Source organism: Actinomadura sp. 7K507 (genome assembly GCF_004348425.1).
In the GTDB taxonomy this organism is placed as follows: Bacteria; Actinomycetota; Actinomycetes; order Streptosporangiales; family Streptosporangiaceae; genus Spirillospora.
Genome location: NZ_SMKK01000015.1, coordinates 14,152 through 39,671 on the forward strand (window position 1 = coordinate 14,152; position 25,520 = coordinate 39,671).

Sequence of the window (25,520 nt, forward strand, 5' to 3'; positions counted from 1 at the left end):
CGATGTGAGGATGACGGTAACAGGCGACTGATCATGACATCACCGCATTTTCGCTACTGCGGCCCGGTCTCGGTCAGGCCCGCCGTCCGGTCCATGCGCAGCCGGCGGGTGAGGCCGAGCGTGCGCAGGAACGACTCGTCGTGGCTGACGACGATCAGGGCGCCCTCGTAGGCGGCGAGCGCCTGCGAGAGCTGCGCGGCGCTGGCCATGTCGAGGTTGTTCGTCGGCTCGTCCAGCATCAGCAGCCGCGGGGCGGGCTCGGCGAGCAGCAGGGACGCCAGCACGGCGCGGAAACGCTCGCCGCCCGACAGGGTCCCGGCCGGTCGCTCGGCCCGCGCGCCGCGGAACAGGAAGCGCGCCAGCCCGGCCCTGATCCTCGACGGCGGCACCGAAGGCGCGTGCGTCCGCACGTTGTCCAGGACGCTGAGGTCCTCGTCGAGGACGTCGAGCCGCTGCGGCAGGTACCGCACACCGTCCACTCCGATCTTGACCGACACCCCGTCCGGGACGCGGTCGCCGGTGAGCGCCCGCAGGAGGGTGGTCTTGCCCGAGCCGTTCGGGCCGGTCAGCGCGATCCGCTCCGGTCCCCGGACGATCAGCTCGGTGAGCGTGCCGGGCTCCGGTTCAGGTGCGGAGAGCCCGGTCACGGTCGCGACGGTCCGCCCGGCCGGCACCCGGGTCGCGGGCAGCTCGATCCGGATCCCGGCGTCCTCGCGGACCGCCTCCTCCGCTTCGGTGAGCCTGGTGCGGGCGCCGGCGAGCCGCTCCTCGTGCATGATGCGGTGCTTGCCGGCCGACACCTGCGCCTGCCGTTTGCGCTCCCCCATCACGACCTTCGGCTCGCGCTTGTTCTCGTACATCTTGTTGCCGTAGCGCTTGCGCCGGGCCAGTTTGACGTGCGCCTCCTCCAGTTCGCGTTTCTGGCGCCGCAGGTCGGTCCCGGCGGCACGGACCGTCCGCTCCGCCGCCTCCTTCTCCACGGCGAGCAGTTCCTCGTAGGCGGACAGGGTGCCGCCGAACGACCGGATGGCGCCGTCGCGCAGATCGGCGATCTGGTCCACCCGGTCGAGCAGTTCCCGGTCGTGGCTGACGACGACGAGCACGCCCGTCCAGGACTCGACCGCGTCGTACAGGCGATGCCGTGCGTCCAGGTCGAGGTTGTTGGTCGGCTCGTCCAGCAGCAGGACGCCGGGACGCGAGAGGAACTGCGCCGCGAGCCCGACCATCACGGCCTCGCCGCCCGACAGCGTCGGGATCGACCTGTCCAGGCCGACGTGGCCGAGGCCGAGCCGGTCAAGCTCGGCGCGGGCCCGCTCCTCGACGTCCCAGCCGTCGCCCAGCGCGGTGAAGTTCTCCTCGGTGGCCTCGCCGCGCTCGATGGCGTGCAGGGCCGCTCGGGTCTCGCCGATGCCGAGCAGGTCCGAGACCGTGGCCGCGCCGTCGAGGACGAGGTTCTGCGGCAGGTAGCCGACCTCGCCGTCGACGCCGACGGTCCCCGACCCGGGACGCAGCTCCCCGGCGATGATCCTCAGCAGGGTCGACTTGCCGGATCCGTTGGCCCCGATGAGCCCGGTCCGTCCGGCGCCGAACGCGGCGTCCAGGCCGTCCAGGACGACGGTGCCGTCCTCCCAGGCGAACGAGAGGTCCGCGCACAAGATGGCGGAAGACATAAGGGTGGCCTCCATGGTTGACGAGCAGGTGCGGGACACATGGAGACACCGCGGGAACGCGCGACGCGCCGGCGGGCATGAGAAAGCCCGGCGGGACGAGAGCCCACACTGAGGTCACGTGCGCGGGCCGGTGAACGGCCACTGCGCGGTGTCGGACCTCAGATCCTCAATGGACTCCCCTGCCGGGCGACGATGTGACGGCGTCGAGACTACCCCATGACTTATCGCAACACAAGTAGCGTTAACAGATTCTCCGGTGGATTCTCCGCCAGCCGCCCGGCATCCTCGTTCGCATGGAGACCGTCAGCCCCGTGTTCGCCGGGCGTGACGCCGAACTGGCCGCGTTACGCGCCGCCCACGCGCGGGTGCACGCGGGCGGGGCGGCGGCCGTGCTCGTCGCCGGTGAGGCGGGCGGCGGCAAGACGCGGCTCGTCACCGAGTCCACGCGGGACCTGCGCGCACTGACCGGCGCCTGCCTCGATCTCGGCGCCGCGAGCCTGCCCTACGCGCCGTTCAGCGCCATCGTGCGGCGCATCGGCCGGGACGCCGTCACCTCGCTGATGCCCGCCGGCGCCCTCCCGGAGCTGGCCCGGCTCATGCCCGGCCTGACCGCCGCCGCGCCGCCCGCCGACGACGGCACCGGCCAGCTGCGGCTGTTCGAGCACCTGCTGGCCCTGTTCGAGCGGCTCGGGGCCGCGGAACCGCTCACCCTGGTGGTGGAGGACGCGCACTGGGCCGACCTCTCCACCCGCGATCTGCTGTCCTTCCTGTTCCGCAACCCCCCACGCGCCGGGGTGCTGCTCGTCGTCACGTTCCGTCCCGAAGAGCCGGGCACCCGGCCGCTGTTCGCCGGCCTGGCCCGCCTCCCCCACGTGACCCGGCTGGACCTGCCGCCCCTCTCCCGGACCGAGGTCGCCGACCAGATCCGCGGCATCCTCGGGGCCGCCGACCCGTCCGTGGTGCAGGACGCGCACGCGCGCGGCGGCGGCAACCCGCTGTTCGTCGAGGCGCTCGTCGCGCACCCCGGCGAGGCGGTGCCCGGATCGATGCGCGACCTGCTGCTCGACCGCGTCCACCGGCTCCCCGGCGCCGCCCGCACGGCGGTCCGGGCGGTGAGCGGCGCCGGCGGCCGGGCCGGGCACGCCCTGCTGGCGGCGGTGACCGGGCTGCCGGGCCCCGAGCTGAGCGAGGCGCTGCGCCCGGCCGTCGACCACGGCCTGCTGGCCGCGGACGGCGACGGGTACGCGTTCCGGCACGCGCTCATCCGCGAGGCCGTCCACGAGGACCTGCTCCCCGGCGAGCGCTCCGCCCTCCACCGGCGCTACGCCGAGACCATCCAACGCTCCCCCGGACTCAGCGACACACCGGCCAGCGCCCTGGCCGTCCACTGGCAGGGATGCGGCGACCACGCCCAGGCCCTGGCGGCCGCGTGGCAGGCCGCCGGAGAGCGGCAGGCCGCCACCGCCTACGCCGAGCAGCTGGCGCTGATGCGACGCGTACTCGGTCTCTGGGAGCGGGTTCCGGACGCGGCGTCGCTGACCGGCCGCACCCGCCACGAGGTCCTGGAGGCCGCGGCGGAGGCCGCCGGCGCGGTCGGCGATCCGGGGCACGGGCTTCCGCTCGTCCAGCGGGCGCTGGACGAGACGGACCGCGGCCGCGACCCGGGCAGGACCGCACGGCTGCTGGCCCTCCGGGCGCAGCTGCGCGCCTATCAGGGCGGCGAGGACGAACTGGACGACCTGCGGGAGGCCGAACGGCTCGCCGCCGGACCGTCCCCGGTCCGCGTCGAGGTCCTCGCGCGGCTCGGCTCCAGGCTGCTCGTCTACGGAGAGATGGAGGAGGGAGAAAGGCTGGGCCGGGAAGGTCTGGAGCTGGCCGCCGCCCTCGGCCTGGACGCGGCGGGCTCCGCGCTGGAGGCCACCGTCGCCGTCGCGGCCGCTCGGGACGGCGACGGCGACATGGCCCCGCTGGAACGGCTCCCCCTGCGCGACCTCGGCGTGCGCGAACGCGTCCGGGTGCTCAACACGCTGGCGCACTGCCGCCTGAACACCGGCGGCCTGGCCGGCGCCCTGGCGGCGGCGGACGAGGCGCTCGCCATCGCCGAACACGCCGGGCTGGTGCACAGCGTGGGGCTGGCGCCCGCCGTCAACCGGATCGAGGCGCTGTACGGGCTCGGCCGCTGGGACGAGGCCGCGGGCGCCCTCCAATGGCGGCTGGACCACCACCACGGACCGGCCTTCCGCGTCCAGCTGATGATCTGGCGGATCGCCCTGCTGGCCGCCCGGGGCGACGGCCCGCCGCCCGACCCGGAGGCCCTCGCCGTCCCGCTCGGCACCGGGTTGCCGCAGACCGCGCTGCCGCTCGCCCAGGCGATCATCGAGTGGCGGCTGGCGGGGGACGACCTACCGGCGGCCCGCGCCACGGTGGACGCCGTCCTGCGCCACCCGCGGCTGACCGTCCAGCCGTGCCATCTGTGGCCGCTGCTGGAGGCCGCCGCGCGCGCCGGCGGCCCGCGCCTCCCCGAGATCGCCGGACTCGCCGCCGGGGCGCCCGCCGCGAACCCGGTGGCCGCGGCGTTCAAGGCGTCCGTGACCGCGCTGGCCGGCGGCCCCGCCGCGTGGGACCTCGTGATCGGCGCGTGGGAGGACCTCGATCGGCCGTACCCGCTCGCGCGGGCGCTGTTCGACGCCGCCCGCGCCGACCTGGCGGCCGGGAACCGGTCCGCCGCCGCCGGACGCCTCGACCGCGCCGCCGGGATCGCCGCCCGCCTCGGCGCCGCCCCGCTGGCCCGCCGGATCTCCGAGCGCGCCCGCCGCGCGGGCCTGACCGGGCCGCAAGGCGGGCCGCTCACCGCACGCGAGTCGGAGGTGCTGCGGCTGCTGGCGCGCGGCCGGTCCAACCGGGAGATCGCCGGGGAGCTGTTCATCTCCCCGAAGACCGCCAGCGTCCACGTCTCGCACATCCTCGCCAAGCTCGGCGCGGCCTCCCGCGGAGAGGCCGTCGCCGCCGCCCGCGACCGCGGCCTGGCGTAGCGGCCAGGCCGCGGCCCCGTGGCTCAGGACGGCTTCACGGCTTCGGCGCCGGTCAGGCGCCGCGGAGGGTGGCGCCGGTGCGGTCGGACGCGGCCGTGACCGCGGCGGCGCGGGCCTCGGAGGCCTCCTCGGCGGTGAGGGTGCGGTCCGGGGCGCGGAAGCGCAGCGAGTAGGCCAGGGACTTGCGGCCCTCGCCCGCCTGCTCGCCGGTGTAGACGTCGAACAGCCGGATCGCCTCCAGCAGGTCGCCGGCGCCGGCGCGCAGCGCCGACTCCACCTCGGCCGCCGGTACCGAGGAGTCGACGGTCAGCGCGACGTCCTGGGTGGCGACCGGGTACCTCGACACGTGCGGCGCGCGGACGGTCACGGGGTCGCCGAGGCGGCGCAGCTCCAGTTCCATCGCGCAGGACCGCGCGGGCAGCCCGTACGCCTTGGTGACGCGCGGGTGCAGCTCGCCCGCGTGCCCGACGAGCGTGTCGCCCGCGTAGAGCGCGGCGCAGCGGCCGGGGTGCCAGGGCGCGTGCTGGTCGGCCTTCGCCGTCAGCTCCACGCCGACCTCGCGGGCGACCGTGCGGGCGGCCTCGATCGCGTCCGCCCACAGCGCCGGGCGGCCCGTGCCCCACCAGCCGGACGGCTCGCGGTCGCCCGACAGGACGACGGCCACCCGGTGCGGCTGGTCGGGCAGCGCGGCCTCCAGGCGGGCCAGCTCGCCGGCCGTCGGGCCGCGGTCGACCGCCAGGCGCGGTGCGTGGCCGGGCGCGTCCGGGTCCGGCCGGAACACCACGCCCAGCTCGTACAGTGCGGTGTCGCCGAAGCCGCGTCCCACGTTGAGCGCCAGCGCCTTGAGCAGGCCCGCCAGGAGGGTGGTGCGCAGCAGCGGCTCCTGCTCCGACATCGGGTTCGCGAGCCGCAGCGTCCGGCGGCGGGCGTCGCCGGCGGGGAGCTGGAGGCCGTCCAGGTCCTTCTCGGCGACGAACGGGAAGGTCAGCGCCTCGACGTAACCGGCGCCCGCGAGCGCGCGGCCGACCCTGCGGCGCAGCCGCTGCTGGACGGTCAGCCCCTTCCCGGCGATCGGACGCGGCGCCTTCGCCGGGATGTCCTCGTACCCCTCCAGCCGGATGACCTCCTCGGCGAGGTCGTTGGGGTCGGTGAGGTCGGGGCGCCAGGACGGCGGCGTGACCGTCAGCGTCCCGTCCCCCTCGACGGTGCAGCCGACCTGCTCCAGGCGGCGGACGACCGCGTCCCGCCCGTAGGTGACGCCCGCGACCTTGTCGGGGTGGCCCGCGGGCATCGTGACGGTGACCGGCTCGACCGGCGCCTCGGCGTGGGTGACGCCGGGCACGACCTCCGCGCCGCCCAGCTCTGCCAGCAGCCGCGCCGCGCGGTAGGAGGCGTACAGCGGCAGCTCGCGGTCGACACCGCGCTCGAACCGGTAGGACGCCTCGCTGTGCAGCCTGTGCCGGCGGCTCATCCGGGCGGTGCCGATGTCGTCGAAGTGCGCGGCCTCGATGACCATGTCGGACGACCGGTCGCCGATCTCGGTGGCCAGGCCGCCCATCGTGCCCGCCATCGAGATCGGGCCCGACGCGTCGGTGATGAGGATGTCCTCGGGGTCGAGGGTGCGGCTGACGTGGTCGAGCGTCTCCAGCTTCTCGCCCGGGGCGGCGCGCCGCACGACGATCGGGCCGGTGAGCCTGCCCCGGTCGAAGGCGTGCAGCGGCTGCCCGAGTTCGAGCATCAGGTAGTTGGTGATGTCGACGGCCAGCGACACCGGGCGCATCCCGGCGCGGTGCAGGCGGACCCGCATCCACATCGGGGTCGCGGCGTCCGGGTCGAGGCCGCGCACCTCGCGCAGGACGAACCGGTCGCAGGCGGTGGGATCCGCGATGCTCGCCGGATACGACTCACGGTCGTCAGCCGGGAGCTCCACACCGGCCGGGTCCTCGAAGGGGACGCCGTAGGCGGTCGCGGCCTCGCGGGCGATGCCGCGGATCGACAGCGCGTAGCCGCGGTCGGGGCTGACGGCGATGTCCAGGACGTCGTCGCGCAGGCCGAGCAGCTCGATCGCGTCCGCGCCGACGGGCGTGTCCGGCGGCAGGACGAGGATGCCGCTGTGGTCGTCGCCGATGCCCAGCTCGCTGACCGAGCAGATCATGCCCTCGGACACCTTGCCGTAGGTCTTGCGGGCGCCGACCTCGAAGCCGCCGGGCAGCACGCCGCCCGGCAGGACGACGGCCACGCGGTCGCCGGCCGCGAAGTTGGTCGCGCCGCACACGACGTTCTGCGGCTCGCCGGTGCCGTTGGCCTGGCCGACGTCGACCTGGCAGTAGCGGATCGGCTTCTTGAAGCCGGTCAGCTCCTCGATGGCCAGGACCTCGCCGACGACGAGCGGGCCGGTGAGGTCGGCGCCGGCCCGGTCGACGGTCTCGACCTCCAGGCCCGCCGCGATCAGCTCGGCGGCCAGCGCCCTGCCGTCCACGCCGGCCGGGAGTTCGACGTACTCGCGCAGCCAGGAAAGCGGGGCCCGCATCAGATCTCCATCCCGAACGGGAGGGTGAACCGGACGTCGCCCTCCACCATGTCGTACATGTCCTCCACGCCGTGCCGGAACATCAGCGTCCGCTCGACGCCCAGCCCGAACGCCCAGCCGCTGTAGCGGTCCGGGTCGATGCCGCAGGCCACCAGCACGCGCGGGTTCACCATGCCGCAGCCGCCCAGCTCGATCCAGCCCTCCGAGCTGCAGGGACGGCACGGGTCCGCGCCCGGCTCCGCGGACGCGCCCCGGCACACGAAGCACTGCATGTCGACCTCGGCCGACGGCTCGGTGAACGGGAAGTACGACGGCCGGAACCGCGTCTTCAGGCCCTCGCCGAACATGCCGGTCGCGTAGGCGTCGATGCCTCCGCGCAGGTCGGCCATGGTCAGCCCCTCGTCGACCGCGAGGCCCTCCAGCTGGTGGAAGACCGGGCTGTGCGTGGCGTCCAGCTCGTCGGTGCGGAACGTCCGTCCCGGCATCACCACGTACACCGGCAGCTCGCGCGACAGCAGCGCCCTGATCTGCACCGGCGAGGTGTGCGTGCGCATCACCAGGCCGGTGTCCTCGGACCCGACGAAGAAGGTGTCCTGCATCGTGCGGGCGGGGTGGTCGGGCTTGAAGTTGAGCGCGTCGAAGTTGAACCACTCCGCCTCGACCTCGGGCCCCTCGGCGACCTCGAAGCCCAGCGAGACGAAGACGTCGGCCATCCGCTCCTGCATGGTGGTCAGCGGGTGCCGGGCGCCGCGCGGGGCGCGGTCCCACGGCAGCGTGACATCGACGGTCTCCTCGACGAGGACGCGCTGGTCGCGTTCCTCCTCCAGCTCCGCCTGGCGCTCCTTCAGCGCCTTGGACACCGCGCCTCGGGCGGCGCCGATGCGCTTGCCGGCGTCGGCGCGGCCGGCGGGCGGCAGCGCGCCGATCTCGCGGTTGGCGAGGGCCAGCGGGGAACGGTCCCCGGCGTGCGCCAGGCGGACCTGCTTCAGTGCGTCGAGGTCGGCGGCCCCGGCGATGGCCGCGAGCGCCTCGTCGCGGGCGCGGTCCACCTCTTCGGGCTGCAGCGCGGACACCTCGACGGGGTCATAGGACTTGTTGGGTGCAGACATGGTGGTGTGATCGACTCCGGTCGGCGTGGGACGCCCGCAGTCTAGTGCGCGGGCGATGAGGATCCGGAAAGCGTGCGCTGGACGCGCTGGCCCTGTCGGGGTCCCGTGGCGGCGGCCACGCTGGTGGCGGCCTGTGCCGCGCGGTGCGTGCGCCGCGCTCAGGTGGCGTAGTCGGGGGCCCCTGCGGGCACGGTAAATCGGAACTCGGCGCCGCCGCCCGGCGCGCGCCGCACGGTGATCACGCCGCCGTGCGCCTCGACGAGGCCCTTGACGATGTAGAGCCCGAGGCCGGTGCCGCCGCGGCGGTTGCCGCCGGGGCCGCGCCAGAACTGCCGGAAGACGCGCTGGGCGGCATCGGGCGGAATGCCCTCGCCCTCGTCGCGCACCAGCACGGCCGCTCCCTCCTTATGCGCGTCCGGCTCCACCACGATGGTGACGACGCCCGCTCCGTGGCGCACCGCGTTCTCTATGAGGTTACCCAGGATCTGGTCCACCTTGTCGGGGTCGAGCCACATCTCGGGCAGCCCGCCGCGGGCTTCGAAGCGGAACCGGTCCTCCGGGTCACCGGCCGCGACCCGGCCCGCGATGACCTTGCGGACCTCTTCGGTCAGGTCGACGACCTGGCGGTGCATCTCCAGCCGGCCGGCCTCGATGCGGGACACGTCCAGCAGCTCGGTGATCAGCCTGGTGACGCGGTCGGCGTCGGAGTTGACGGTCTCCAGCATCACGCGCTTCTGGTCGTCGTTGAAGCGGTGCCACTTCGCCAGCAGCGTCGCGGTGAAGCCCTTGACGCTCGTCAGCGGGGAGCGCAGCTCGTGGGCCACGGTGGAGACCAGGTCGGCGCGATCGCGTTCCTGGCGGGCGCGGTGCAGGGCGTCGCGCAGGCACACCGTGAACCGTTCCACCCTGCCCTCGGCGTCGCGCCGGTACGCGGCCGTGACCAGCAGCTCCGTGCCGCCCGGCAGGAACAGGACGCGCTCGGGATGGCGGGTGCGGGTGCGGAGGCCGTCATAGGGCTCGAGGCACTTCCACCAGTCGCGGCCCGCCGCGTCGTACAGCTGCAGGACGTCGCGGAAGTCGCGGCCGAGGGCGGACGCGGCGGCGATCCCCGTCATCCGCGCGGCGGCGGCGTTGAACACCACCACCCGGGCGTCGCGGCCGGCGACCAGCATGCCGTCGGGCAGGTCGTCCGCCGAGACCCCGCCGGAGCCCGCCGCGACCCCTCCTGCGGGCACGCGCGCGGCCACGCGGGGGGGCTCCTCTCCGCCCAAAGCGGCCTCCAGAACACCGAAGAGAACGCGGCCTGTCGACAAGAGACTCTAGCCCCAGTCGGGCACCTTACGGGACCCGGAAACCGCCCGGCGGCAAGGCATGTGTAGCCCTCGGGCGGCGTCGCGGCGAGGTCCGGGACGGGGACCTCACCGGGAGGCCGGGGACCTCATCCGGAGGTGGTGGGCGAGTCCAGTGCGGCGAGCGCGCCGCCCACGTCCGCGTGGACCGCGAACAGGCGGTGCAGCCCGGTGATGCGCAGCAGCCGCAGCTGGGCGGGACGCACCCCGGCGAGGACGATCTCACCGCCGGACGCGGCGATCTGGTTGCGCGCGGCGACCAGCGCGCCGAGCCCGGCCGCGTCGCAGAACGGGACGCCGGCGAAGTCGGCCACCAGCCGGCGCGGCCCCGAGGCGTGCACCTCGACGAGCCGCGCGCGCAGGGCGTCGGCCGTGCGCAGGTCGAGCTCGCCGGTCACCGCGACGACGGCCGCGCCGCCCCGCACCCGGGTGACGCCGAGCCCCAGCTCCCCGCCGGCCCCGGAGTCCCGCGCGGCGGGGGCCTCGGCGGGCGCGGGAGATCCGGCGGCCGGGGCCGCCGTGCGGCACCTCACCTCCGGCGCGCGCCGGCGCGGCCTTCTGGCCGGCCTGATCTCCTCGGTCATCACGTTCGCCCCCACTCTGCGCGGCATCGTCGCCGCCCCTGGTCAACGCACTGATCAACACTGTAGGCGCGGTGCCGGACGGCGAGATCCCCCGCCGGACCCGTATCCCGTTCCTACCTGCGGACGAGCCCCGCGCGGCGGCAGGACCCCCGCCCATCCGTCCGCGCGCAGACAATCCTCCCAGCTCACCGCCCGGAGAACGGCACCGGGGGCGACCGCTTGCGGCCATTCGATCACGGACCGCATTGAACCACCGGGGCGGTCCTCACGTACGGCCGTCCCGAGCGCGGCCGCCCCGCCCGCTCACGCCCTGCGCTGCGCGCGGGCCGAGGCATACAGGCATACGGCCGCCGCCGTCGCCAGGTTCAGGCTCTCGGCGCGCCCGTGGATGGGCACCCGCACGACCTCGTCGACGTGCCCGAGGATCTCGTCCGGGAGCCCCCACGCCTCGTTCCCGAACACCCAGGCGGTGGGCCGTGCGAGCTGCCCCTCGTCGATCGCGTCGTCGAGGGTGCGCTCGCCCGCGCCGTCCGCGGCCAGCACGGTGAGGCCGGCCTCCTTCAGCTCGGCGATCAGCGGGCCGAAGCGCGGGCCGACCACGACCGGCAGGTGGAACAGGCTGCCCGCCGAGGCCCGGACGCACTTGCCGTTGTAGGGGTCGACGGACGCGTCGGTGAACACGACCGTCTCCGAACCGGCCGCGTCGGCGGTGCGCAGGACGGTCCCCGCGTTGCCGGGGTCGCGGACGTGCGCGAGGACGGTCACCAGCCGGGGCCCGGCCTCCAGCGCCCGCCCCAGCGGCACGTCGACGAACTCGCAGACCGCCAGCAGCCCTTGCGGGGTGACGGTCTGGGCGAGCTCGGCCATGATCTCGCCGCTCACGCGCAGCACCGGAGCGCCCGCGCGCTCGGCGGCGAGCACCAGTTCGGGGTGGCGGGCCTCAGCCTCGGCCGTGGTGAACAGCTCGGCCAGGCCGCCGGGGATCTCCAGCGCCTCCCGCACCGCCTGCGGCCCCTCGGCGAGGAACCGGTTCTCGCGGCGCCGGAAGGCGCGTTTGGCGAGCCGTCGAGCGGCCTTCACCCGCGGTGATCGGAGGGAGGTCAGCTCGCGGCCCGCCATATCGCTGTGATCGCCTGTCGTCCGGTACCCGGGTCAGGCCGCCTCCGAGCCCTCGGCGGGGAGGGCGTCCTTGGCGACCTTGACCAGGGCGGCGAACGCGGGCGCGTCGTTGACGGCAAGCTCGGCGAGCATGCGGCGGTCGACCTCGATCTCCGCGGCCTTCAGGCCCTGGATGAACCGGTTGTAGGTGATGCCGTTGGCGCGGGCCGCGGCGTTGATCCGCTGGATCCACAGCCGGCGGAACTGGCCCTTGCGGTCCTTGCGGTCCCGGAACGCGTAGGTCATCGAGTGGAGCTGCTGCTCCTTGGCCTTGCGGTACAGGCGCGAGCGCTGCCCGCGGTAGCCGCTCGACCGCTCCAGGACGACCCGACGCTTCTTGGCGGCGTTGACCGCCCGCTTCACGCGTGCCACGTGCTGAACTCCTTCGTGGGGGCCGGGGCCATGCCGACCTCGGCCGGTCGCTGATGTTGCAGGTCGAGTGCTACTTGCGCAGCAGCTTCTTGATGTTCTTCGCGTCGGCGTCGGCCACCACGGCCGGGCCGTCGAGCCGCCGGGTCCGCTTGGACGACTTGTGCTCGAGCAGGTGGTTCTTGTTGGCGCGGCGGCGCATCACCTTGCCGGAGCCGGTCAGCTTGAAGCGCTTCTTGGCACCGCTGTGGGTCTTGGTCTTCGGCATGGTCGCCGTCGTCTCCCTCGTTCCCGTACCCCCGGCGGACGCGCGGGGGCGCGCCTGATCGGCGCATCCCACGGTTTCTCACGGTGTCGCGCGGAGTATCCGTGGACGCGCCAGGTCAGGCTTCAATGTACGTGCGCCGCGACCCCGCTCTGCGCGAGGTCGCGGAGTCGGGACCGCCGCGTGGCCGGCCCCGGACGGCCGTCAGGCGGTGGTCTCGGCCTCCTGCCCGCGGGCCGTCTTCTTCTTGTGCGGGCCGATCACCATGATCATGTTCCGGCCGTCCTGCTTGGGCCGCGACTCGACGAAGCCGAGGTCCTCGACGTCGTCGGCGAGCCGCTGCAGCAGCCGGTAACCGAGCTCGGGGCGGGACTGCTCGCGACCACGGAACATGATCGTGACCTTCACCTTGTCCCCGGCCTTCAGGAACCGCACCACGTGACCCTTCTTGGTCTCGTAGTCGTGCGGGTCGATCTTCGGGCGGAGCTTGATCTCCTTGATGACCGTGTGCGCCTGGTTCTTCCGCGCCTCGCGCGCCTTCATCGCGGACTCGTACTTGAACTTGCCGTAGTCCATGAGCCTGGCGACGGGCGGACGCGCGGTGGGCGCCACCTCGACCAGATCGAGGTCCGACTCACGCGCGATTTCAAGGGCCTTGGCGATGGGCACTATGCCCACCTGTTCGCCGTTCGGGCCGACGAGCCGGACCTCGGGCACGCGAATGCGGTCGTTGATACGCGGTTCGGCGCTGATGGGACCTCCTTGGGGCCGTTCTCAGGTTCGTGGGACCGGTCGTACCCCGAGGCTTCCACAAGAAAAGCCCCGCACGACTCACGCACGGGGCCACCTTCGGTCTCCCTGAACGGCAAGGCCGCCCGGGGACGACGGCGGGACGAGCGCCGAGCGCCCGTTCGCCGGACCGAGGACCCACCGGCCTCGGGGTCTGGGGTGTCCCCAGATAAACACCGCGGGCTCCGGCGAAGCCGCCCTGGTGGGCGGCGAGCAGGATCCGCGGCCTCGGCCGGTCAGGTGGGAGGTGGCCTCCGCTTGTGCGCCCTTTGCGCACGACCGCGGACGGTCGCGTGCACAGGGCCGGTCAGCCACCAAGAGTACCACCTGGGGAAGGTCTGGCGCGCCACCCGGAACGCCCGGCGTCCCGGGTGATCGAAAGTGGCTCTCGTGAGGTACGCCACCCTCGTCAACAGGCCGGGACACACTCGCATTCCCGGATCCGGTGAGCCGCGCGGGACGCTGCCGTGGCGCCCGCGGCCTGGCCGGGAGGGTGAGGGTCTTCTGGCCCGGCCGGCCGCTCGGCATGGCGGTCCCGGCTTGTTACGGTGGAGCGAGGACGGCCCGGTGGGGCCGGCGCCAGGGAGGTAGTTCCCGCGATGCCCTCGGTCGAGGCCGGCGCGACCGGCCCCCTCACCGCCTTGTCACCGATCAGGCTGGCGTTCGCCCAGAAGGCGTTCATCGTCTCCGGCGGACGGCTCCTGCTGGTCCGCAAGTCCGCGTCCGACCCGTTCCATCCGGGCCGCTGGGAGGTGCCCGGCGGGCGGCTGGAGGAGGACGACCTGGACCTGGACGACCACATCCGCCGGGAGGTCTGGGAGGAGGTCGGCCTCAAGATCGATCCAGGGCCGGCGTTCCATCTCTGGCAGTGGTTCATGCCGGACCGGCCGCCCGCCTCCGCCGGGGCGCCCGCCAAGGGCGGGCGGACACGCGTCGTGGCGGCCGCGCGCCGCTGCCGGCCGGTGACCCTGGACGCCAGCCTGGCGAACCAGGACACGGGCGACCATCTCGACGGATGCGCCTGGGCTCCGCTCGACGGGATCCACGCCTACGACCTCATCCCGAGCCTGCGTCCGGTGATGCGGGCGTTCCTCACTCCGCCCCGCTGAGCGGCCGCGACATGGCCGCACCCCGATCGCCCGCCGAGTGGCCGGGCCTGGAGGGCGCGCACGAGCGCCGCTTCGGCCTCTTCGTCATCGGGGACGTCGGCATCGAGATCCGCGCATCGCTGCCGGACGTCCGGTTCACGGAGCTGGACGCCGACCGCCTCTCCTACGCCCCGGCACGGGCCATGGTCGCGGGGACGGCCGTCAACCTGGCCCGGCCCGCGACGTGCTACTTCCGCCGGGTCGGCGTGCTGGGCAAGGTCGGGGACGACGACTTCACGCCGGTGATCCGCCGGGAACTGCGGCGGATCGGCGTGGACGACCACCTGCGCGTCGAAGCCGGCACGCCCAACGGCGTCGCGGTGATGCTGCGCGACCGGCCGTGCGGCGGCGGGCGGGGGGCCCGGCTCCTGGTCGTCCAGGACGACCCGCCGGGCCGCCGCCTCGCCGAGCCGGAGGTCCGCGCGGCCGCGGCCGGGATCGGGGACGCGGACGTGCTGGCCATCGACGGGTACTCGCTGCTGTCCCCGGTGTCCCGGAGGGCGCTGAGCGCGGCGGCCCGGCTGGCCCGGGACGCGGGGACGCGGGTCGCGTTCGACCTCGTCCCGCACGACATCGACGCGCGGCTGCCCGCCCGCGCCGTGCTGCCGGTGCTCGCGCTGGCCGACGCGGTCATCTCCGAGGCGCCCACGCTGGCGCGGCTGCTCGGCCGCCCGGCGCCGGCCGAGGGGTTCGAGGTGCGGGGGCTCCTGCCGGAGCTCGACCGCGCGGTGCCGGGCCGTCCGCTGTGGCTGCTGCGTTTCGGCGCCACGTCGCTGGAGCGGGTGATCGCGTACCGGCGGGAACGCCTGCTGATGGAGTACCCGACCGGATACGGGGACGGCGTCGAGCGCGCCGGTTTCGGCGACCGGCTCGCGGCGTCCGAGCTCTACTGGTGGCTGTCGGGGCCGTGACCGTCCTCCGGGACCGCGTCCTCCTCGGCTCTCATCGCCGCGCGCAGGGCCCGGAGGGTGCCCAGGAACCGGCGTCTGCTGCCGGGCAGCCCGAACGTCTCCTGCCAGCGCCAGATCTCGTCGCGTGCGGGGGTCTCATCGCGTGCGGGGGTCCCATCGCGTGCGGGGGTCCCATCGCGTGCTCCGGTCCCATCGCGTGCTCCGGCGGTGACGGCCCAGCGCAGGAACTGGCTCCGGACGCCGTCGCCGGGGTGGACCGTCGCCACGCCGTCCTCCTCTATCAGGAGGTAGGAGCGGCCGGTGCGGAAGTACGCCCGCAGCGTGGCGTGGTCGGCGGGCGCCCCGGGAAGGCCCTGCTCCTCCACCACCGCCCGCACACCGTGCGTTCCCGGCAGCAGGTGCCAGTGCGCGTGGTCGATGCACGCGCCTCCGCCCTGGGCACTCGCCGGCCCGTGCTCGAAAAGCAGCAGCTCGCCGTCCCCGTACGCCTCCCGGTAGAGGCGGGCCACACGGTCGCGCCATGACAGTGCGCGTTCCCACATGCCCAGGCCGAATGCCCCGGCGCACTGATGGTGTTCGCGTGTCACCAGCAGGACGTGCCCTTCCGCGAGCGGCGCCACGTCCGGCATCAGGAGGAAGCCGGCGTCGCGGGCGATGACGCCGGCCTCCCCGGGAAGGCCGGCCATGACGTTGAAGCGGAACCGGAGAGGCGGGCACAGCACGCACTCATGACCGGGCTCGTTCCACACCGTCGGCTCGGCCAAGCCTCCTCCAGCACCACGGACCGCGGGACCGCTCTCGTTCCAACGTGCCCGGCGCCGGCGATCTGTACATCAATGGATACAGACATAGAACCCATGAGGTACAAAGCATGGCCTCGCGGGAACAAAAGGAACAGAAGGCGACATCGTGAATCAGACACCTCCTCTCCCCGCACCGGCCCCCCGCGCCGAACGTCCCGCCGCCACGTCCGGGCCCCCCGACGTCCCCGCGATCGACATGGCGGTCCTGGAGACCCGGCTGACCGAATCGCTGGACGTGCTGCGCGACACCTACGCGCCCGCGCTCGGCTCCGGCGGCGGCTGGTACCACGAGCTGACCCGCCCCGAGCCGGGTACCACCGCGACGGCCCTCGGGCTCCTGGCGTTCGCCGAGGCGGGCCGCCCGTTCGAGTACTTCGACGAGGGCCTGGCCCTCCTCGCCGCCCGGCAGACCAGCTCCGGCGACGCGCTGCGCGACGGCGGCTGGGCCACCAAGACCAGCCTCGGCATGCCGGTCGTGGAGGCGACCGGCTGGATCGCGCGCTTCCTGGCCCGCGCCCGCTGCGGCCTGCGCGACGACGCGCCCGACCTCAGGCGCGCCTACCTGTGGCTGGTCCACAACCAGAACGCCGACGGCGGCTGGGGCTCGCTGCACGGCTGCCAGTCGCGGGTATGGCTGACGTGCCTGGCGCTCCGCGCGCTCAGCCAGCTCAACCCCTACGCCCCGGCCGTCGACCGGGGCGTGGAGTGGCTGACCGCGGACCGGACCGCGCACCGGCCCGGCTGGGGACCGACGCAGGCGTCCCGGCCCACCGTCACCCACACCGCGTTCGCGCTGGTGACGCTCGCCGAGGCGCGGCCGGACCTGAAGACCGAGCGGCTGCTGGACGCCTACGACTGGCTGCTGGAACACCTCGACCCGGACGACGACCACACCTGGATCGAGACCTACGACGTCTCCCCGCACGGCGCCGGATCCCAGCCGGTGTGGCGGCTCGCCCTGTGGCACTACGGCCTGCCGGTCGCGCTCACCGCGCTGCTGCGGGACCCGCGCGGGCCGCACGGACCCGCCGTCGCCCGCGCGTTCCGCACCCTGGTGCGCGGCGAGGTGGCCGACCCGCGCTGGAACGGCTACCCGGGCAGCGGCCGCACGTCGCTGTGGACGCTGTGGTGGCGGCTCGAGACGCTGATCGCGCTCACCCGGACGCCGCTCGCCGGGAACGCCGGCGTGCTGCACTGGCTGCCGGACGCGACGGTCGTGCAGCTCGCCCACGCGCGGGAACTCCCCCTGGACGCGCTGCTGCCGCACCGCCGGCTCATCGATCCGGTGGCGCTCGCCCGGCGGCACTGGGCCGCGCTCCTGCTGGCCCTGGTGTGCGCCGGAAGCACGCTCGGCGTCGCCCTCGGCGCGTGGGGCTGGAAGGACTTCTGGCTCAGCGTGATCCTGCCGGTCATCCTCACCAGCATCGACGAGTCGGTGAAACGGCGCCGTGCCCCGCGCGGCCCCCCTCCGGCGGGCCCCTGAACCGGGCGGGTCAGGCGCGGCGGGCCAGTTCCGCCTCCCCGGCGGCGCGCATCGCCTCCACCGGCACGTCCTCGCGGCCGGTCATCAGCGCCACCTGCCGGACGGCCTGGTGCAGCAGCATCTCGAACCCGCCGACGACCGTCCCGCCGGCCCGCCCGACCGCCGCCGCGAGCGCCGTGGGCCACGGCGCGTACACCACGTCGAACAGCACCATGCCGGACGGCACCGTGCCGGACGGCACCGTGCCGGACAGGGCGGCGCAGGAGGCGGCGACCGGGTCTGCGAAGGCGTCCGCCGCCCGTCCCGGCAGCGTCGACACCACCAGCCCGGCGGGCAGGTGCGCGGCCACCCGGTCGAGCGCCACGACGCGGACCGCGAGCCCGAATCGCGCCCCCACCTCCGCCGCCTCGGACGCGCGTTCCGGCCTCCGTACGGCGAGCACCGCCTCGTCCATGCCGAGCGCGCCGAGCGCGGCCAGGGCGGACGCCGCCGTCGCGCCGCCGCCCAGCACGAGCGCGCACGCTCCGCCGTGCGGCGGGACGGGCTTCACGCCCGCCTCGGTCAGCGCCGTCACGATGCCGTGCACGTCGGTGTTGTCGCCGTGCCGCCGCCCGTCCCGCAGGACGACCGTGTTGACGCCGCCGACCTTCACCGCCAGGTCCGACACCGCGTCCATCATGTCCAGCGCGGCGCGCTTGAGCGGCATGGTCAGCGACAGCCCCGCCCACTCGGGGCCGAGACCGTCGAGGAGACCGGCCAGGTCCTCCTCGCCGCACTCGACCGCCTCGTAGGACCAGCCGTCCAGCCCCATCGCCTCGTACGCCGCCCGGTGCAGCACCGGCGACAGCGAATGCGCGATCGGCGACCCCAGCACCGCCGCGCGGCGGCCCGTCTCCCCCACTGCCACGTCCTCGTTCGGTCGCCCGGAACCCGGTCGCCCGGAGCTCAGTTGCCCGGGTTCGCCTTCTGCCAGGCCCGGAACTTCTTCTCCAGCTTCAGCTGCTGATCATAGGTCGTGGCGAACTCGGTGATCTTGCGGTCCGGGTCGGTGGTGACGAAGAACAGCCACGTCCCCTTCTTCGGTTCCAGCGCCGCCTCGATCGCCGCGTGCCCCGGGTTGCCGATCGGGCCCGGCGGCAGGCCCCGGTACTTGTAGGTGTTGTACCGCGAGTCGAACTTGAGATCCTCGTTGGTGACCGTGAGCGTCCGCTTGCCGAGCGCGTACACCACCGTGCTGTCGAACTGGAGGGGCATGTTCTCCTCCACCCGGTTGTAGATCACCCGGGAGACCTTCGGCAGGTCGCTGGGCCTGGCTCCCTCCGCCTGGATCAGGCTGGCCAGCGTGATGACGGTGCCCGGCTTCATGCCCGCTTCGCGCGCCTTGCCGACGAGGCCGTAGCTCTCGGCCTCGTCGTTGAAGCGGGACACCATCTGCTTGAGGATCTGCGACGCCGACCCGTTCGGGTCGAGGTCGTAGCGGCCCGGGTAGAGGTAGCCCTCCACCTTGCCCTTCGCGTACGGCGGCAGCCCCAGCTCCGCCGGTTTCCCGGCGGCCGCCTCGAACTCCTTCGCCGTGATCCCGGTCTTCTTCTCCAGCAGCTCGAAGACCTCGATGGCCCGCCGCCCCTCCGGGACGGTGATCTGGTTGCCGGCGCGCGACTTGGGGTCCAGCAGCAGCGCCATCGCCGCCGCGGACGACATCTTCAGCCGCATCTGGTAGAAGCCCGGCTGGATGCTGGGGGCGCGCGTCTCCTTGTTGTAGACCTTGACGAACGCGCGGTGGCTCTTGACCACCTCGTGCTCCTCCAGCGCCTTGCCGATCCCCGCGCCGGTGGCGCCGTCCTTGATCTGGACCGTGACATTCCCGGTGCCCGCGCCGGCGTAGTCCGGCGGGTTCCACTTGTCGTCCAGCCACGCGTACCCCAGCACGCCGCCGGTCCCGAACACCGCGACCAGGAACGCCATCGCGAACAGGGACGCGGCCCGGCCGTTGCGCCTGCGCCGCTTCTGCCGCTTGCGGGCGCGCCGCTGGTCCTTCCGGCCGAGCCGCTGTTCCGGCGGCGGCCGCCCGTCGCCGTACGGGTCGCCGTACGGATCTGAGAAAAGGTCCAAATCGTTCATGAGCTCCCCCGGACGATCTCTCCTGGGGGGCTGCCGGTCAACCTTTCCGCGTCGAGGGCCGCCTGCAGCAGGACCGCCGCGGCGGCCTGGTCGACCACCTTCCGCCGGGCCTTGCCGTGCACTCCTCCGGCCCGCAGCCCGCTTTCGGCCGTGACGGTCGTGAGCCGCTCGTCGTGCAGCCGTACCGTCCCCGGGGGGAGACGGTCCGCGACCCTGGCCGCGAACCTGCGCGCCGCCTCCGCCGCCGGGCCCTCCCGGCCCGACAGCGACGTCGGCAGTCCCACGACCACCTCGATCGCCTCGTGCTCCGCCGCGAGGGCCACGAGCCGGTCGACGTCTCCTTTGCCGGTCTTCACCGTCTCCAGAGGAGACGCGAGAATCCCGCCGGGATCGCACCGCGCGACCCCGATCCGCACACTCCCCACATCAATTCCCAATCGGACGCCCTGCCTCATGCTCATGGCCTCGCCCCCGATCGCCTACCCCGATGTGCGGGGCTCACGCGGCCCCTACTGCTCGTTCGACCGCGTCCAGCGCCTCGCCGACGGCGGACGGGTCGGCGCCGCCGCCCTGGGCGAGGTCGTCCTTGCCGCCGCCTCCTCCGCCGAGGGCCTTGGCCGCCAGGCCGACGAGGCCGCCCGCCTTGAGGCCGCGCCCGCGCGCGCCCTCGGTGACGGCGACGACCACGACGGGACGGTCCTTCGGCACGCCGGTGACCATGACGACGGCCGGCCGGGCGACGAGCCGGCCCCGGATGTCGACGGCCAGCTTGCGCAGGTCGTCGGCGCCGGTGCCGTCGGGGGCGCGGTGGCCCACGAACGCGATGCCGCCCACGTCCTTGGCGGCGTCGGCGAGCGCCCCGGCGGCGGCGAGGATCTGCTGGGAACGGAGCTTGTCCAGTTCCTTCTCGGCGTCGCGGAGCCGGGTGACGACGCCGGACACGCGCTCGGGCAGCTCCTCCTTGCGCGCCTTCATCTGCTCGGCGAGCTGCGCGACCAGGACGCTCTCGCGCGCCAGGAACCGGAACGCGTCGATGCCGACGAGGGCCTCGACGCGGCGGACGCCGGCGCCGATCGACGCCTCGCCCAGCACCTTGATCAGCCCGAGCTGCCCGGAGCGGGCGACGTGGGTGCCGCCGCACAGCTCGCGGGAGTAGTCGCCGACCTCGACGACGCGGACCTCGTCCCCGTACTTCTCGCCGAACAGGGCGAGCGCGCCCATCGCGCGGGCCTCGTCGATCGAGGTGTGGAACGCGCGCACGTCCAGGTCGCCGACCAGCACCTCGTTGACCTCGTCCTCGACGTCGCGCAGCACGCTCATGGGGACGGCCCCGGACGCGGTGAAGTCGAACCGGAACCGGCCGGGCGAGTTCTCCGACCCGGCCTGCGCCGCGGACTCGCCGAGCGCGCGGCGGAACCCGGCGTGCACCATGTGGGTCGCGGTGTGCGAGCGGGAGATCGCGCGGCGCCGCTCCGTGTCGACCTCGGCGTGCGCGGAGTCGCCGGCCTGCGCCTCGCCGCTGCGGACGCGCCCGCGGTGGACGATGAGGCCGGGCAGGGGAGCCTGCACGTCGGTCACCTCGACGACGGCGCCGTTGCCGAGCCTGATCCGGCCGTGGTCGGCGAGCTGGCCGCCGCCCTCGGCGTAGAAGGGGGTGCGGTCGAGGACGACCTCGACCTCGGTGCCCTCCCCCGCCGCCGGCGCGTTGGCGCCGCCGACCAGCAGGCCGATGAGCCGGGCGTCGCCGTGCAGGTGCCCGTAGCCGATGAAGTCGACCTGGCCGCCCGCGCCGGTGAGCAGCTCGTCGAGGACGGAGACGTCCAGATTGCCGGTGCGCTTGTCGCGGGCGTCCTTCTTGGCGCGCTCGCGCTGCTCGCGCATGAGCCGCCGGAAGCCCTCCTCGTCCACCTGGAGGCCCTGCTCGGACGCCATCTCCAGCGTGAGGTCGATCGGGAAGCCGTAGGTGTCGTGGAGCTTGAACGCCTGGTCGCCGGCCAGCGCCCGGCCGCCGGACCGCCTGGCCTCCTCGACGGCGGTGTCGAAGATGGCGGTGCCGGTGCGCAGCGTCTGGAGGAACGAGTCCTCCTCGGCGTCGATGACCGTGTGGATGTTCGCCGCGGTGCGCACGAGCTCGGGGTACTGCTCGCCCATCGCCTTGATCGCGACGGCGGTCAGCTCGTGCATGAGGCCCGCGTCCTGGCCGCCGAGGAGCCGCAGGTTGCGGATGGAGCGGCGCAGGATGCGGCGCAGCACGTACCCGCGGCCCTCGTTGGCGGGGCGGATGCCGTCGGCGACCATCATCGTCCCGCTGCGGACGTGGTCGGCGACGACGCGCAGCGACACGTCGGAGCGGTCGTCGCGGCCGTACCCGGCGCCGGTCAGCTCGGCGGCCCGGTCCAGGACCCGCCGCAGGGTGTCGGTCTCGTAGATGTTGTCGACGCCCTGCAGGATCGCCGCCATGCGCTCCAGGCCCATGCCGGTGTCGATGTTCTTGGAGGGCAGGTCGCCCTCGATGTCGAAGTCCACCTTGGTGCGGACCTCGCGGAGCTGCGACTGCATGAAGACCAGGTTCCAGACCTCCAGATACCGGTCCTCGTCGGCGACCGGCCCGCCCTCGCGCCCGTAGGCGGGCCCGCGGTCGTAGTAGATCTCCGAGCACGGGCCGCCCGGTCCGGGGACGCCCATGTGCCAGTAGTTGTCGGCGAGGCCGCGGCGCTGGATGCGGTCGCGGGGGACGCCGACCTTGTCGTGCCACAGCCGGGCGGCCTCGTCGTCGTCGTCGAAGACGGTGACCCAGAGCCTGTCCTCGGGGAAGCCGAATCCGCCCTCGCCCCGGGACCGGGTCAGCAGGTCCCAGGCGAACGGGATCGCCTGCTCCTTGAAGTAGTCGCCGATGGAGAAGTTCCCCAGCATCTGGAAGAACGTGGCGTGCCGGGTGGTCTTGCCGACCTCCTCGATGTCCGGCGTCCGCACGCATTTCTGCGCACTGGTCATTCGCTGGGACGGCGGTGTGCGCTGGCCGAGGAAGTACGGCTTGAACGGGACCATGCCGGCGTTGACCAGCAGCAGGGTCGGGTCCTCGGCGACCAGGCTTGCCGAGGGCACCACCAGGTGCCCGCGCTCCTCGAAGAACGTGAGGAAGCGGCGTGCGACCTCTGCCGACTCCATATCAGTGGCCATCCTTGTCGTTATCGATGCTGTCGTTCTGGCTGCTGTGGTCGTTGATGCCGTCGTTGTCGATGATCGTGTAACGCGCCTTGAGCACCCGGCGGGGCCCGTGGCCCCGGTGTCCGGGCAGCTCGGCGTCCGGCGGAGAACGGTCCATGCGGACGGCCTCGCGCAGTTCCTCTTCACGCGCACGCATCTCAATACGCACGTCCGAGGCGAAATGCCTCAACCGGTCGCTCGCGCCCTGCCCGGTCGACACGGCCCGCGCCGCGACCCCCTCGGGCGACCAGGCGCGCGCGATCCGCTCGACGCGGCGCTTGACGCGGTGCGAGGCGTAGACGCCGGCGCCCGCGCCGACTGAGATCCAGAACAGCCGCCTCATCTGCGCCCCCTACCCGTGGAGCGGGCCTGCAGCTGCGGCCGCCCCGGGTCGGTGCCCCCGTCGCCGTCGCGGCTGCCGAGGGCCTTGCGGACCCCGTAGGAGAACGCGGCGGCCTTCACCAGCGGGCCGCCCACCACCGAGGTCATGACGGTGGTGACGGCCGAGACGTTCTGGGTGACGCCGGCGACCTGCTTGGTGATGACGTCGGTGCGGCCGAGCTGCTCGTTGGCGCGGTTCACCGTCCGGGTCATGTCGTCCATCAGCGGGCCCGCCTGGTCGCCGATGTCCTGGACGACCTTGGTCGCCTCGCCGAGGAGGCGGGAGAGCTTCAGCAGGGTGAGCGCGATGAACGAGACGAGCACCGCCCAGAACACCGCCACGATGAGACCTGCCAACTGTCCACCAGTGAGCATCAGGGCTTTCCGTTCGCGTGAGTTCGGCCTCGGGGCCGGGCATGGCGTGACAGACCTTACCGGTCAACCGGACCGCATGCCGGGAGCACCGGCCCGATGGAAACCGGGTCAGCGGCGGTCCGCGGTACCGCGCAGAACCGAGCGGATCCGCGCGAGGACTTCGGTGAACCGCGACTCGGCGCCGTGCCTGGTCGGGCGATAGTACTCCCGCCCGTCCACCGGGTCGGGGGCGTACTGCTGCCTGACCACCCCGCCGGGATGGTTGTGCGCGTACTTGTAGCCCTCCCCGTGCCCGATCTTCGCCGCGCCCTTGTAGTGCGCGTCGCGCAGGTGCCCAGGGACGGCCCCGGCGAGCCCCTTGCGCACGTCGCCGAGCGCCCCGTCCACCGCCGTGATCACCGCGTTGGACTTGGGTGCCAGGGACAGGTGGATCACCGCCTGGGCGAGGTTGATGCGCGCCTCGGGCAGGCCGACGAACTCCACCGCCTGCGCCGCGGCGACCGCCGTCTGCAGGGCGGTCGGGTCGGCCATGCCGACGTCCTCGCTGGCGTGGACGATCAGCCGCCGCGCGATGAACCGCGCGTCCTCCCCGGCCTCGATCATGCGGGCCAGGTAGTGCAGCGCGGCGTCGACGTCGCTGCCGCGGATGCTCTTGATGAACGCGCTGATGACGTCGTAGTGCTGGTCGCCCTCGCGGTCGTAGCGGACGGCGGCCCGGTCGACGGCCCTCTCCAGGACGTCGGCGTCGATCGCGCCGCCGTCCTCGACGACCAGGGCGGCGGCCTCCAGGTAGGTGAGGGCGCGCCGGGCGTCGCCGCCGGCCAGCCGGATGAGATGGTCCTCGGCGGCGGCGTCGAGGCTCACCGCGCCGTCCAGGCCGCGCTCCTCGGTGAGCGCCCGGCGGACCACCTCGCGCAGGTCGTCGTCGCCGAGCGGCTCCAGGGTGAGCAGCAGCGAGCGCGACAGCAGCGGGCTGATGACGGAGAAGAACGGATTCTCGGTGGTGGCGCCGATGAAGGAGACCCAGCGGTTCTCCACGGCGGGCAGGAGCGCGTCCTGCTGCGCCTTGTTGAACCGGTGGACCTCGTCGACGAACAGGACGGTCTGCCGCCCCGTCATGCCCAGCTCGCGCCGGGCGAGGTCGATCTCGGCGCGGACGCGCTTGACGCCGTCGCTGACCGCGGAGACCTCCACGAACCGCCTGGACGTGACGAGGCTGACGACCGTGGCGAGGGTCGTCTTGCCGGTGCCCGGCGGCCCCCACAGGACGAGCGACATCGGCACGTCCCGGTCGACGAGCTGGCGGATCGGGGTGCCGGCGCCGAGCAGGTGGCCCTGCCCGACGACCTCGTCCAGCGAGCGGGGGCGCATCCGCACCGCGAGGGGCTGCTCGGTGCCTCTCGCGCCGGGCGCGGCCGGGGGCCCCGGGGACGGGGCCGCCGCGGAGCCGCCGGGGGCCGCTCCCGCCGATGCCGGTGCCGGTGCGTCGAAAAGGCCCTCCGGCTCGCCCGATTCCGCCCTGCTGGTCACGCTCCGACACTATCTTCCGCCACGGACACCCGGCCGTCCGGAGTTGCGGGAACCTCAGGAGCGGCATTCGCGTTGAAACAGCCCGATAGGCACTAATCAGGAGTGTGACGGTGTCCGGTACGACTCCCCGCCGGCGGCACGGGCTGGCAGGGCTGCTCGCGATCCTCTTCGTGGTGGGCGGGCTGATCTTCAGCTACGGGCTGGGGCACGCGCCCGTGCCGCGGATGTGCACCGAGCACGCCGTGAGCGCGCCGCTCAGCGCCGCGTCGCCCTCCGGCGGCCACCAGACGCCGGAGACCGCGGTTTCGCCGCACCAGGGGCTCCACGGCTTCACCGGCACGGCATTGAAGGCCGGCGCGGCTCTGAAGGCCGGCACGGCGCCGGCGGCCAGCACTGCACTGAAGGCCGGCACGGCGCCGGCGGCCAGCGCGGCGCTGGAGGCCGGCGCTGCACTGAAGGCCGGCACTGCACTGGAGCAGGCGCCGCCGCAGGGCCCGGCGTACGCGTGCCTTTGCCTGGCCGTGCTGTTCACCCTCGTGCTGCTCGGGCTGGCCGCCGGTCCCGGGCGCCCGGCCTTCCGCCTTCCCGCCCGCGCCGGCTGGGCCCTGGCCCCGCCCTCCGCCGCCGCGCACGCCCCCGTGCTCCGGCCCTTCCACCAGGTGCTCCGGCTGTAGGAGACCGGCCGCGAGGCCGCATGCGACGCCAT

At 73.9% G+C, this 25,520-nt stretch carries 22 protein-coding genes; 5 read left to right on the forward strand and 17 right to left on the reverse strand.

All coding sequences use genetic code 11. The annotated features are described in order from the left end of the window. Positions 1–53 precede the first annotated feature (53 nt). A complete protein-coding gene (locus E1285_RS05650; RefSeq protein ID WP_132148770.1) occupies positions 54–1,670 on the reverse strand; it encodes an ABC-F family ATP-binding cassette domain-containing protein in 1,617 nt (538 codons plus the stop codon). 293 nt (positions 1,671–1,963) lie between these two features. Between E1285_RS05650 and E1285_RS48090 the strand changes: the two genes are divergently transcribed. After that, entirely contained in the window at positions 1,964–4,702 is a 2,739-nt protein-coding gene (locus tag E1285_RS48090; RefSeq protein WP_132148772.1) for an AAA family ATPase, read from the forward strand. A gap of 52 nt (positions 4,703–4,754) precedes the next feature. Here E1285_RS48090 and pheT read toward each other — a convergent pair whose 3' ends face one another. The 8 genes from pheT to infC form a co-directional block, all read right to left on the reverse strand. Further along, complete coding sequence (gene pheT, locus E1285_RS05660) at positions 4,755–7,232, reverse strand: phenylalanine--tRNA ligase subunit beta (protein ID WP_132148774.1); 2,478 nt, start codon at positions 7,230–7,232, stop codon at positions 4,755–4,757. After that, positions 7,232–8,341, reverse strand: coding sequence for a phenylalanine--tRNA ligase subunit alpha (gene pheS / locus E1285_RS05665; RefSeq protein WP_132148776.1), 1,110 nt, complete (start codon positions 8,339–8,341; stop codon positions 7,232–7,234). Before pheS ends, pheT begins: the two co-directional genes overlap by 1 nt. A gap of 158 nt (positions 8,342–8,499) precedes the next feature. After that, a complete protein-coding gene (locus E1285_RS05670) occupies positions 8,500–9,588 on the reverse strand; it encodes an ATP-binding protein (protein ID WP_279509673.1) in 1,089 nt (362 codons plus the stop codon). A gap of 191 nt (positions 9,589–9,779) precedes the next feature. After that, positions 9,780–10,301 carry an STAS domain-containing protein gene (locus E1285_RS05675; RefSeq protein ID WP_243722579.1) on the reverse strand — a complete coding sequence of 174 codons (522 nt, stop codon included), beginning with the start codon at positions 10,299–10,301 and terminating at the stop codon, positions 9,780–9,782. Positions 10,302–10,577: 276 nt separating this feature from the next. Then, positions 10,578–11,393 carry an RNA methyltransferase gene (locus tag E1285_RS05680; RefSeq protein ID WP_132148779.1) on the reverse strand — a complete coding sequence of 272 codons (816 nt, stop codon included), beginning with the start codon at positions 11,391–11,393 and terminating at the stop codon, positions 10,578–10,580. 33 nt (positions 11,394–11,426) lie between these two features. After that, positions 11,427–11,804, reverse strand: a complete 378-nt coding sequence (rplT, locus tag E1285_RS05685; protein ID WP_131875788.1) for a 50S ribosomal protein L20 — start codon at positions 11,802–11,804, stop codon at positions 11,427–11,429. Between the two features lie 70 nt (positions 11,805–11,874). Next, entirely contained in the window at positions 11,875–12,069 is a 195-nt protein-coding gene (gene rpmI / locus E1285_RS05690; protein WP_132148781.1) for a 50S ribosomal protein L35, read from the reverse strand. A gap of 201 nt (positions 12,070–12,270) precedes the next feature. Continuing rightward, positions 12,271–12,819: a translation initiation factor IF-3 gene (gene infC / locus E1285_RS05695; protein WP_207946427.1), complete on the reverse strand. Its 549-nt coding sequence runs from the start codon at positions 12,817–12,819 to the stop codon at positions 12,271–12,273. Between the two features lie 635 nt (positions 12,820–13,454). Here infC and E1285_RS05700 point away from each other — a divergent pair. Together E1285_RS05700 and E1285_RS05705 are read left to right on the forward strand one after the other, a co-directional pair. Further along, the gene (locus E1285_RS05700) at positions 13,455–13,964 is read left to right on the forward strand and encodes an NUDIX domain-containing protein (protein ID WP_132148783.1); all 510 of its coding nucleotides are present in this window, start codon (positions 13,455–13,457) and stop codon (positions 13,962–13,964) included. Between the two features lie 11 nt (positions 13,965–13,975). Beyond that, positions 13,976–14,914 (forward strand): carbohydrate kinase family protein, encoded by a 939-nt coding sequence (locus E1285_RS05705; RefSeq protein WP_165966474.1) that lies wholly within the window; start codon positions 13,976–13,978, stop codon positions 14,912–14,914. On the opposite strand, the gene E1285_RS05710 is transcribed toward E1285_RS05705, so the two are convergent. Next, positions 14,890–15,678, reverse strand: a complete 789-nt coding sequence (locus E1285_RS05710; protein WP_132148787.1) for a hypothetical protein — start codon at positions 15,676–15,678, stop codon at positions 14,890–14,892. The genes E1285_RS05705 and E1285_RS05710 overlap by 25 nt on opposite strands. 145 nt (positions 15,679–15,823) lie before the next feature. Between E1285_RS05710 and E1285_RS05715 the strand changes: the two genes are divergently transcribed. Then, a complete protein-coding gene (locus tag E1285_RS05715) occupies positions 15,824–17,200 on the forward strand; it encodes a prenyltransferase/squalene oxidase repeat-containing protein (RefSeq protein ID WP_132148789.1) in 1,377 nt (458 codons plus the stop codon). 10 nt (positions 17,201–17,210) lie between these two features. Here E1285_RS05715 and E1285_RS05720 read toward each other — a convergent pair whose 3' ends face one another. The 7 genes from E1285_RS05720 to E1285_RS05750 all read right to left on the reverse strand — a co-directional run bounded on the left by E1285_RS05720 (position 17,211) and on the right by E1285_RS05750 (position 24,655). Continuing rightward, positions 17,211–18,101: a shikimate dehydrogenase gene (locus E1285_RS05720; protein WP_132148791.1), complete on the reverse strand. Its 891-nt coding sequence runs from the start codon at positions 18,099–18,101 to the stop codon at positions 17,211–17,213. 44 nt (positions 18,102–18,145) lie between these two features. Further along, positions 18,146–19,321: an endolytic transglycosylase MltG gene (gene mltG, locus E1285_RS05725; RefSeq protein WP_132148793.1), complete on the reverse strand. Its 1,176-nt coding sequence runs from the start codon at positions 19,319–19,321 to the stop codon at positions 18,146–18,148. Continuing rightward, the gene (gene ruvX / locus E1285_RS05730; protein ID WP_132148855.1) at positions 19,318–19,776 is read right to left on the reverse strand and encodes a Holliday junction resolvase RuvX; all 459 of its coding nucleotides are present in this window, start codon (positions 19,774–19,776) and stop codon (positions 19,318–19,320) included. Before ruvX ends, mltG begins: the two co-directional genes overlap by 4 nt. Positions 19,777–19,819: 43 nt before the next feature. Next, positions 19,820–22,489 carry an alanine--tRNA ligase gene (gene alaS / locus E1285_RS05735; RefSeq protein WP_132148795.1) on the reverse strand — a complete coding sequence of 890 codons (2,670 nt, stop codon included), beginning with the start codon at positions 22,487–22,489 and terminating at the stop codon, positions 19,820–19,822. Between the two features lies 1 nt (position 22,490). Beyond that, positions 22,491–22,871: a hypothetical protein gene (locus E1285_RS05740; RefSeq protein WP_132148797.1), complete on the reverse strand. Its 381-nt coding sequence runs from the start codon at positions 22,869–22,871 to the stop codon at positions 22,491–22,493. Continuing rightward, positions 22,868–23,284, reverse strand: coding sequence for a DUF948 domain-containing protein (locus tag E1285_RS05745; RefSeq protein WP_132148799.1), 417 nt, complete (start codon positions 23,282–23,284; stop codon positions 22,868–22,870). The genes E1285_RS05740 and E1285_RS05745 overlap by 4 nt, the downstream gene beginning before the upstream one ends. Positions 23,285–23,392: 108 nt before the next feature. Beyond that, positions 23,393–24,655, reverse strand: coding sequence for a replication-associated recombination protein A (locus E1285_RS05750; protein ID WP_243722585.1), 1,263 nt, complete (start codon positions 24,653–24,655; stop codon positions 23,393–23,395). A gap of 269 nt (positions 24,656–24,924) precedes the next feature. On the opposite strand from E1285_RS05750, the gene E1285_RS05755 reads away from it, so the two are divergent. Continuing rightward, on the forward strand, positions 24,925–25,488 hold the full coding sequence (locus E1285_RS05755) for a hypothetical protein (protein ID WP_132148803.1): 564 nt from the start codon (positions 24,925–24,927) through the stop codon (positions 25,486–25,488). Positions 25,489–25,520: the final 32 nt, after the last annotated feature.

What these genes read in the sequence shown, in the direction of transcription:
- E1285_RS05650 (WP_132148770.1), bottom strand. Translation starts at nt 1,670, where the DNA reads ATGTCTTCCGCCATCTTGTGCGCGGACCTCTCGTTCGCCTGGGAGGAC.
- E1285_RS48090 (WP_132148772.1), top strand. Translation starts at nt 1,964, where the DNA reads ATGGAGACCGTCAGCCCCGTGTTCGCCGGGCGTGACGCCGAACTGGCC.
- pheT (WP_132148774.1), bottom strand. Translation starts at nt 7,232, where the DNA reads ATGCGGGCCCCGCTTTCCTGGCTGCGCGAGTACGTCGAACTCCCGGCC.
- pheS (WP_132148776.1), bottom strand. Translation starts at nt 8,341, where the DNA reads ATGTCTGCACCCAACAAGTCCTATGACCCCGTCGAGGTGTCCGCGCTG.
- E1285_RS05675 (WP_243722579.1), bottom strand. Translation starts at nt 10,301, where the DNA reads ATGCCGCGCAGAGTGGGGGCGAACGTGATGACCGAGGAGATCAGGCCG.
- E1285_RS05680 (WP_132148779.1), bottom strand. Translation starts at nt 11,393, where the DNA reads ATGGCGGGCCGCGAGCTGACCTCCCTCCGATCACCGCGGGTGAAGGCC.
- rpmI (WP_132148781.1), bottom strand. Translation starts at nt 12,069, where the DNA reads ATGCCGAAGACCAAGACCCACAGCGGTGCCAAGAAGCGCTTCAAGCTG.
- E1285_RS05700 (WP_132148783.1), top strand. Translation starts at nt 13,455, where the DNA reads ATGCCCTCGGTCGAGGCCGGCGCGACCGGCCCCCTCACCGCCTTGTCA.
- E1285_RS05705 (WP_165966474.1), top strand. Translation starts at nt 13,976, where the DNA reads ATGGCCGCACCCCGATCGCCCGCCGAGTGGCCGGGCCTGGAGGGCGCG.
- mltG (WP_132148793.1), bottom strand. Translation starts at nt 19,321, where the DNA reads ATGAACGATTTGGACCTTTTCTCAGATCCGTACGGCGACCCGTACGGC.
- ruvX (WP_132148855.1), bottom strand. Translation starts at nt 19,776, where the DNA reads ATGAGGCAGGGCGTCCGATTGGGAATTGATGTGGGGAGTGTGCGGATC.
- alaS (WP_132148795.1), bottom strand. Translation starts at nt 22,489, where the DNA reads ATGGAGTCGGCAGAGGTCGCACGCCGCTTCCTCACGTTCTTCGAGGAG.
- E1285_RS05740 (WP_132148797.1), bottom strand. Translation starts at nt 22,871, where the DNA reads ATGAGGCGGCTGTTCTGGATCTCAGTCGGCGCGGGCGCCGGCGTCTAC.
- E1285_RS05745 (WP_132148799.1), bottom strand. Translation starts at nt 23,284, where the DNA reads ATGCTCACTGGTGGACAGTTGGCAGGTCTCATCGTGGCGGTGTTCTGG.
- E1285_RS05750 (WP_243722585.1), bottom strand. Translation starts at nt 24,655, where the DNA reads ATGCGCCCCCGCTCGCTGGACGAGGTCGTCGGGCAGGGCCACCTGCTC.